The 7,812-nt window shown below is 69.5% G+C and carries 9 protein-coding genes and 1 pseudogene; 7 read left to right on the top strand and 3 right to left on the bottom strand.

All coding sequences use genetic code 11. The features are described 5' to 3' along the window. Nucleotides 1-75: 75 nt before the first annotated feature. Nucleotides 76-546: pseudogene (locus O3Q52_RS44165) on the top strand (DUF6215 domain-containing protein); the annotation flags it as partial. A gap of 455 nt (nt 547-1,001) precedes the next feature. Here the strand turns inward: O3Q52_RS44165 and O3Q52_RS44160 are convergent. The 3 genes from O3Q52_RS44160 to O3Q52_RS44150 form a co-directional block, all read right to left on the bottom strand. Then, the gene (locus O3Q52_RS44160; RefSeq protein WP_269654158.1) at nt 1,002-1,178 is read right to left on the bottom strand and encodes a LuxR C-terminal-related transcriptional regulator; all 177 of its coding nucleotides are present in this window, start codon (nt 1,176-1,178) and stop codon (nt 1,002-1,004) included. Nucleotides 1,179-1,323: 145 nt separating this feature from the next. Continuing rightward, entirely contained in the window at nt 1,324-1,926 is a 603-nt protein-coding gene (locus O3Q52_RS44155) for a hypothetical protein (protein WP_269654157.1), read from the bottom strand. A gap of 161 nt (nt 1,927-2,087) precedes the next feature. Continuing rightward, nucleotides 2,088-2,510 carry a secondary thiamine-phosphate synthase enzyme YjbQ gene (locus O3Q52_RS44150; RefSeq protein ID WP_269654156.1) on the bottom strand — a complete coding sequence of 141 codons (423 nt, stop codon included), beginning with the start codon at nt 2,508-2,510 and terminating at the stop codon, nt 2,088-2,090. A 234-nt stretch (nt 2,511-2,744) separates the two neighbouring features. On the opposite strand from O3Q52_RS44150, the gene O3Q52_RS54485 reads away from it, so the two are divergent. The 6 genes from O3Q52_RS54485 to O3Q52_RS44125 all read left to right on the top strand — a co-directional run. Further along, the gene (locus O3Q52_RS54485) at nt 2,745-2,828 is read left to right on the top strand and encodes a putative leader peptide (protein ID WP_353963658.1); all 84 of its coding nucleotides are present in this window, start codon (nt 2,745-2,747) and stop codon (nt 2,826-2,828) included. A gap of 174 nt (nt 2,829-3,002) precedes the next feature. Further along, a complete protein-coding gene (locus tag O3Q52_RS44145; RefSeq protein ID WP_269654155.1) occupies nt 3,003-3,929 on the top strand; it encodes an ABC transporter permease in 927 nt (308 codons plus the stop codon). Further along, complete coding sequence (locus O3Q52_RS44140) at nt 3,902-4,669, top strand: ABC transporter ATP-binding protein (RefSeq protein ID WP_269654154.1); 768 nt, start codon at nt 3,902-3,904, stop codon at nt 4,667-4,669. Before O3Q52_RS44145 ends, O3Q52_RS44140 begins: the two co-directional genes overlap by 28 nt. 153 nt (nt 4,670-4,822) lie before the next feature. Continuing rightward, the gene (locus O3Q52_RS44135; protein ID WP_269654153.1) at nt 4,823-5,854 is read left to right on the top strand and encodes an ABC transporter substrate-binding protein; all 1,032 of its coding nucleotides are present in this window, start codon (nt 4,823-4,825) and stop codon (nt 5,852-5,854) included. 4 nt (nt 5,855-5,858) lie between these two features. Next, on the top strand, nt 5,859-7,010 hold the full coding sequence (locus tag O3Q52_RS44130) for an LLM class flavin-dependent oxidoreductase (RefSeq protein WP_269654152.1): 1,152 nt from the start codon (nt 5,859-5,861) through the stop codon (nt 7,008-7,010). A 128-nt stretch (nt 7,011-7,138) separates the two neighbouring features. Continuing rightward, a partial coding sequence (locus tag O3Q52_RS44125) for an NAD(P)-binding domain-containing protein (RefSeq protein ID WP_269654151.1) occupies nt 7,139-7,812 on the top strand: 674 nt, incomplete at its 3' end.

Genomic DNA, 7,812 nt, shown 5'->3' with positions numbered 1-7,812 from the left:
CCGACGAGGGCGATTCGGGCCGCGACCTGGTGATTCCGTCAGCTTGATCTGCTACACCACTCGGCGGGACGCCATCGGCTTCTGGGAACGCCTGGAGAGACCGCGACCAATGCTTCCGGCACCAGCAACACCGCTCCTTTGACTGATGGGAAGGTCGCCCAACCGGAGGCCGAGGTCGCGTTCGACACGTACACCGTGAATGTCTCGGCCACTTACAACGAGCTCACGACCGACCAGTACGTGAAACTGATGAAGTTCGGGGATGAGACGGACATCAAGACGCTCATGGTTCTCGGCCGGCCCGCGGTCTTCTCCTCGGCTCCCACCATGAAGATCGATATCGATCTCGGGAGTGGCGGATCCGGCGGACCGGTCGAACAAGGCCCCCTGGCCAGGACGCTGTCCGTGGCGCTGGACCGCAACGACCGGGGCGGCTACTGCGACATCACCGTCTGGAGCACGTCCGGAACCCTCGCGGACGACAGCGTTCTCCTCGACATCGCTGGAAAGGTTCTGCCGAGAATCCCCGAACGGCCTGTCCGATGAGACGCCGAGAACACTTCGGCGAAGGTGCAGTCGCGCCGCCGGCGACGGCATCAGTCTTGTGACGGGATGCGTGCCGCGCTCTCCACTGGTTGGGCTCTGTACCACCTGCGTGAACATGGAGGATGTCCCCCTCCATGGCTACTTCGACGGCTACTTACTCTTCCCGTCCTGCTCCGTCCTTGCGCGGTAGCGGGCCGCGGATGGGCTGCTGGCCCATGGTGACCGGCTGAGGCTGGGAGCCCGATCTGGTGCCGCCTCTTGCTCGTCAGCTTGTCGTCCAGGCAGTGGCGTGTGAGGCCCGGCGGGTTGCCAGGGTTGAACGCCACTCGGGGTGGTGTTGTCTTTGCCATTCGGTTGGACGTCGATGGCCGGTCAGCCGAATGGCAGGGACGGATCTTCAGTCGGCTACTGCCGAGAGAGTGGGGGCGGCCCGTCTCGGGCCGGGGTTGCAGGCCCTAGATCAGCCCCTGTTGCGCGGCCTTGGCCACCAACTCCCTGCGGTCGCGGGCGTCCAGGATTGTCATGAGCCGCTGGATCCGGAGCAAGATGGTGCGGCGCGAGACGCCTACCCTGGCTCCGATGTTGGCGATGGACTCGTCGTGAACCATCCAGCCGAGAATTTCGATGTCCACCGGGGCCAGCTGAGGGCGTGGCGTGTTGGCCGCCGGCGGAACCGTGCCATCAGCCCGACCCGTAGCTCCAGCCTGCTCAGTCATGACGTCGTTTCCCTTCCGCACCCGGCAAGAGAGGGTGTCGACTCGCCCCCGGGGTGCCTTCCTACCAGAGAGCGGCTCGTCCGCGCGGGGTTCGCTGGAGGTTGAGGCCATCCTCCGCCAGGGTGGCGGAAGCCACGTTCAGAAACCGCACGAGCGGCTGGTGCACGGCCAACAGCGCCTCGTCCGCCACGCGTTCGTGATCCTCCGCAGTGGCTCCGCGCTCCAACTGCCGGATCCATCGGGACAACTCGGCGCGCGAGGCGAGCAGGGCGTCCTCCGCCTCGAACGCGGCAGTCGTGACAACGGGTGGGCCCTCGACAGTGACGGCCGACTGCCGTTGTTGGAGTTCACCGTGCAGCCGTTCACCGGCCCGTTCATAGGCCCCGTCGGCGTCGCGAAGCAGCCTGCCGCGGTCCGGCTCCCCTGCCTCCGCCGCCGCAGACGCGGATATGGCTGCCTCCGTATGGAGGGTGTGCACCTCCTGGAAGCACTGGGTGAACGCAACGTACGCGGAGCGCCGCGGCTCGCGCAGCAACCGCACGTGCTCGGCGCGGAGTTGCATCCGAGTCTGCCCACGGCCCAGAAGCCCGGTGACCAGAGCGGCAGCGCCGGTGCCCAGGGTTCCAACGGCCGCGCCAAGCAGCGCCGCAAGTCCCGCATCCATGGCCCGGCAGTTTAGGGCCTCTCCGGAGTTGCCCCCCTGCGCCCAAACCCATGGTCCCCTCTCGTGGCTACGCACGTAGCCACGAGAGGCCCTTTGCATCGGCCCAGAACGGGGCCCGGACCAGCCCTCGCATCACGCTCGCGGTCGCCATTTGCCGGCCCTCAGGCGAGGAATGAAAGCCGAACCCGCCTGTCTGAATTGTCGCGATTCGTGTCGACCAGGCACACCGACTGCCACGTCCCCAGTTCCAGTCGTCCTCCGAGTACCGGCAGCGTGGCGTGCGGGGGCACGATCGCCGGGAGGACGTGGTCGCGGCCGTGGCCGGGGCTCCCGTGGCGGTGCTGCCAGCGGTCGTCCGAGGGGAGGAGGGTGTGGAGGGCGGCGAGCAGGTCGTCGTCGCTGCCGGAACCCGTTTCGATCAGGGCGACGCCGGCTGTTGCGTGGGGTACGAAGACGTTGAGCAGGCCGTCGCGACCGCCCGCGACCTCGCGGAGGAAGGCCTCGCATTCACGGGTGAGGTCGACGACCCTCTCCCTGGATCCGGAGGCGATGTTCAGTACACGGCTGGTGAAGGCATCGGACATGGGCCAATCCTCGCCGATCCCGCGGATTCCGCACCCGCTGTCGGATCCCACGCGCCTACGGGTCGGGGTCAGCGGGCCCGGCCGCACCTCATCAGTCCCGGCAACTCCCCCGCCCAGTAGTACCGGCCGCTGCCCGCCCACCTGGGCACTCCACTCGCCCGACCCGTGATACCCGAGGTCCACTCCGCGAGACGCCATTGACCGTACGCGGCCCAGCTGGCTACTTTCAGCCGCATGTTGCGTTCAGTCATGCTCACCACGCGCGGTCACATCGACCTGCTGCGGGTGGCCTCCGCCGCGTGTCGCCGCGGACACTGACGCCTTTTCACCCGATTCACCTCTCCTGGTCCTCAGCACACCCCCGCGTCCGCGCGTCCCTCTGATCCGAGCCGGATGCCGGGACGCTGACGCGCGCCCCGCCCCTCGCACACCCCCTGCACCCCGCATCTCCCCTGCGCGTGCCCTCCGTCGCTCTCCTGCCGTGGAGCCCTCATGAGCATCAGCCATGCCCCGCCGGACTCTCATGGACCCGATATTTCGGGAATATCGGAGTTCGCAGACCCCAAGTCCAGTGACACCAAATCCGGCGACACCACGTCCATCGCCCACGCCCTTCCCGAGCTCGAACCCATCGTCCCCGCCTCGACCCGTCGCACCCGCGTCCCCCGCTGGCTGCGCCGCACCTCCGGCCCCGTACTGCTGCTCGCCCTGTGGCAAGTCCTCAGCAGTACGGGCGTGTTGACGGCCGACGTGCTGGCCTCGCCCGGCACCATCGCGCGGGTGGCCGGCGATCTGGTCTCCGACGGGTCGCTGACGAACGCGATGGGTGTCTCGCTCCAGCGCGTCGCGGTGGGGCTCCTGCTCGGAACCGTCGTCGGCACCGGTCTCGCCCTGCTCTCGGGCCTGTTCAGGATCGGCGAGGACCTCGTCGACGCGAGCGTCCAGATGCTGCGGACCGTGCCGTTCGTCGGTCTGATCCCGCTGTTCATCATCTGGTTCGGCATCGGCGAGGCCCCGAAGGTCGCGATCATCACGCTGGGCGTGTCCTTCCCGCTCTACCTCAACGTGTACGCGGGTATCCGCGGCGTCGACTCCCAGCTGATCGAGGCCGGCGAGTCCCTCGGCCTGTCCCGCTGGGGCCTCGTACGGCATGTCGTCCTGCCGGGCGCCCTCCCCGGCGCCATGACCGGTCTGCGCTACTCACTGGGCATCGCCTGGCTGGCGCTCGTCTTCGCCGAGCAGATCAACGCGGACGCCGGCATCGGCTTCCTGATGGTCCAGGCGCGCGACTTCCTGCGTACCGACGTGATCGTGGTCTGCCTGATCGTCTACGCCTTCCTCGGCCTGCTCGCCGACTTCATCGTCCGCTCCCTCGAAAGGCTGCTGCTGCAATGGCGACCGACGTTCACCGGCCGGTGACCACCGAGAAGGTCACGACCGCTCCCGCCCCCTCCTCGGTGGTACGCGTCGACGGCCTGACCCGCTCCTTCGACGGCCGCGCCGTCATCGACAACCTCCAACTCGACGTCAAGCCCGGCGAGTTCGTGGCCCTGCTCGGTCGCAGTGGCTGCGGCAAGTCCACCCTCCTGCGCATCCTCGCGGGGCTCGACCGCGACATCGAGGGCACCGTCCTCGCGCCGCGCCGCAAGGCCGTCGCCTTCCAGGCACCCCGGCTGATGCCGTGGAAGAAGGTGTGGCGCAACGTCCTGCTCGGGCTGCCCGGCAAGCCCGAACGCGCCGTCGCCGAGCAGGCGTTGACCGAGGTGGGCCTCACCGACCGTGCCGACGCCTGGCCCAAGACCCTCTCCGGCGGGGAGGCCCAACGTGCCTCGCTGGCACGCGCGTTGGTGCGCGAACCCGATCTGCTGCTGCTCGACGAGCCGTTCGGCGCGCTGGACGCGCTGACCCGGATCAAGGCCCAGCGGCTCGTCGGCGAGCTGTGGCAACGGCGAGGCTGCGCCGTGCTCCTGGTCACGCACGACGTGGAGGAGGCGGTGCTGCTCGCCGACCGCGTCCTCGTGATGGACGACGGCGTGATCGCCTACGAGACCGAGGTCGGGCTGGACCGTCCGCGGGACATCGCCGACCCGCGGTTCGCCGAACTGCGCGCCGGGCTCCTGGAACGGCTGGGTGTCGACACCGCCGCCGAAGCCGCTTGAACTCCCCCACCTGAACGCTCAGTCAGCCACCACAGATATCCGAACCGACCGGTTGCGCCGCCCTACGCGCATCCGGACCGCGCGGTTGCGCGCCCCGCGCATCCGAACCCGCCACGCCCCTCACCTGAACACTCATCCACGAACGGAATCCTCATGCGACGACACCTCGTCCCCGCCGCCCTGCTCCTCCCCCTGGCCCTGCTGGCCGCGGCCTGCGGCGGGAACTCGTCGGCCAGCACCTCGACGGGCGACGGAACCGACGGGAAGGGATCGCTCACCCTCAACGTCGGTGACCAGAAGGGCGGTTCGGAAGCGGTACTGCGGGCCGCCGGAGAACTCAAGAACCTCAACTACAAGATCAAGTGGTCGACGTTCACGTCCGGGCCGCCCCTTCTGGAGGCGGTCAACGCCAAGGCCGTCGACATCGGCGGCGTCGGCAACACCCCGCCGGTCTTCGCGGCCGGCGCCGACTCCAAGATCACAGCCGTCGCGGCCTACCGGGGCAGGTCCAAGGGAGACGCGATCCTCGTACCCAAGGACTCGAAGCTGAAGAAGGCCGACGAGCTGAAAGGCAAGTCGGTCGCGGTGGCGCAGGGTTCGTCCGCGCACTACCAGCTGGTCGCCTCGCTCAAGGCGGCCGGGCTGACACTGGGCGACGTCAAGGTGAAGTACCTCCAGCCCGCCGACGCCCTGGCCGCGTTCACCTCCGGCAAGGTCGACGCGTGGGCGGTCTGGGACCCGTACACCTCCCAGGTACTGCAGGCCAAGCAGGGCAGGGTCCTGACCGACGGCGACGACGTGGTCAACGGGCTCACCTTCCAGGTGGCGGCGCCCGGAGCGCTCAAGGACAAGAAGAAGGCCGCGGCGATCCGCGACTACCTGGACCGGCTGCGGCGGGCGCAGGACTGGGTCTACGAGCACCCCGAGGAGTGGGCCAAGGTCTGGGCGAAGGACACCGGGCTGCCCTACGAGGTGGCGCTGGCCTCGGTGAAGCGGACCAACGCGACCAGGGTTCCGGTGGCCATCGACAAGCCGCTCATCGCCTCCGAGCAGGAGATCGCGGACACGTTCACCGCCCTGAAGCTGATCCCCCGCAAGGTCGACTTCGGCGACTTCGTGGACACCCGCTTCAACGGCGACCTGCCGCCGTCCACCACGACTCCTCGCCCCTCGAAGGAGTCGTGACCTCATGACCGTACATCTGCACTGGTTCCTGCCGACGGGCGGTGACGGCCGCACCCTCGTGGACCGGCACGCCTACGCGGCCAACCCCGTCGACCGCACCCGGCCGGTCAGCGGAGTGCGCCCGCCCGACATCGAGTATCTGGCCCAAATCGCCAAGGCTGCCGAGCAGTTGGGCTTCGAGGCGGTGCTCACGCCGACCGGTACGTGGTGCGAGGACGCCTGGCTGACGACGGTGGCGCTGGCCCAGCACACCGAGCGGCTGAAGTTCCTGGTCGCGTTCCGGCCCGGAGTCATCTCGCCGACGCTCGCCGCCCAGATGGCGGCCACGTACCAGCGCATCACCCGGGGCCGGCTGCTCCTGAACGTCGTCACCGGCGGCGACTCCACCGAGCAGCGCCGCTTCGGCGACCAGCTCGGCCACGACCAGCGGTACGCGCGTACGGACGAGTTCCTGTCCGTCGTGCGCGGGGTGTGGAGCGGGCAGCCGTACGACTTCGACGGGGCGCACTACCAGGTCGAGGGCGGGCTGACCGCGCTGCCGCCGGATCCGCTGCCGGAGATCTTCTTCGGCGGTTCCTCGGCGGCCGCGGGGCCGGTGGCGGCGCGGCACGCGGATGTGTATCTGACCTGGGGAGAGCCGCCGGAGCAGGTCAAGGAGAAGATCGACTGGATCCGCTCGCTCGCCGAGCGCGAGGGGCGCACGGTCCGCTTCGGTATCCGGCTGCACACCATCTCGCGGGACTCGTCGGCCGAGGCGTGGAGGACGGCTGGTCGCCTGCTCGACGATCTCGATCCGGAGTCCATCGCCGCCGCGCAGGCGGCGCTCGGCCGCAGCGAGTCCATCGGCCAGCAGCGCATGCTCGCGCTGCACGGTGGTTCCTCCGACCGGCTGGAGATCTCCCCGAACCTGTGGGCGGGCGTGGGTCTCGTGCGCGGAGGCGCCGGTACCGCGCTGGTCGGCAGCCATGCCGAGGTCGCCGACCGGATCGAGGAGTACCACGCGCTGGGGGTCGAGCACTTCGTGCTCTCCGGGTATCCGCATCTGGAGGAGGCGTACTGGTTCGGGGAGGGGGTGATTCCCGAGCTGACCGTGCGAGGGCTGTTGTCGCGTGTTCCCGCCTCTGGGGCGCCGATTCTGGTCGCCGGCGGTCGCTGAGCGCTCGGCTGTTGGTGCCGTCGGACATCTGCGGGCCGTCCTTGGCTGGTCGCGCAGATCCCCACGCCCCTTACGGGACGGCCGCCGGGGCCGGGAAGATCCGCGCCCGCCATGGAGTTGGTAGAAGCGTGAACAACACCGGAGCGCAGGCGGGGGCAGTGCGGGAAGTCGATGTCGTCGTGGTCGGCGCCGGGCAGGCCGGACTGTCCAGCGCCTATCACCTGCGGCGCACGGGCTTCGAGCCGGAGCGGGACTTCGTGGTCCTGGACCACGCTCCGCGGGCGGGCGGGGCGTGGCAGTTCCGGTGGCCCTCCCTCACGTACGGCAAGGTGCACGGCATGCACGCCCTGCCGGGCATGGAGCTGACGGACGTGGATCCGGCGCGGCCGTCCTCCGAGGTCATCGCGGAGTACTTCGACACCTACGAGCGCACCTTCGATCTGCGGGTGCGGCGGCCGGTCGACGTGAACGCCGTGCGCGAGGGCGAGGCGGGCAGGCTGCTCGTCGAGACCTCCGACGGTACGTGGTCGACGCGGGCGCTGATCAACGCGACGGGCACCTGGGACCGGCCCTTCTGGCCGCGGTACCCGGGGCAGGAGACCTTCCGGGGGCGGCAGTTGCACACGGCCCAGTACCCGGGTCCCGAGGAGTTCGCCGGGCAGCGGGTCGTCGTGGTCGGCGGGGGCGCGTCCGGTACGCAGCATCTGCTGGAGATCGCGCCGTACGCGGCCCGGACCACCTGGGTGACGCGGCGGCCGCCGGTGTTCCGTGAGGGGCAGTTCACCGAGGACGTGGGCCGGGA

The sequence above is a fragment of the Streptomyces sp. ActVer genome, from assembly GCF_027270795.1.
Classification (GTDB): Bacteria; Actinomycetota; Actinomycetes; order Streptomycetales; family Streptomycetaceae; genus Streptomyces; species Streptomyces umbrinus_A.
The sequence above is the reverse complement of the archived record's forward strand: the minus strand, read 5'-3'. Positions and strand labels throughout refer to the sequence as shown.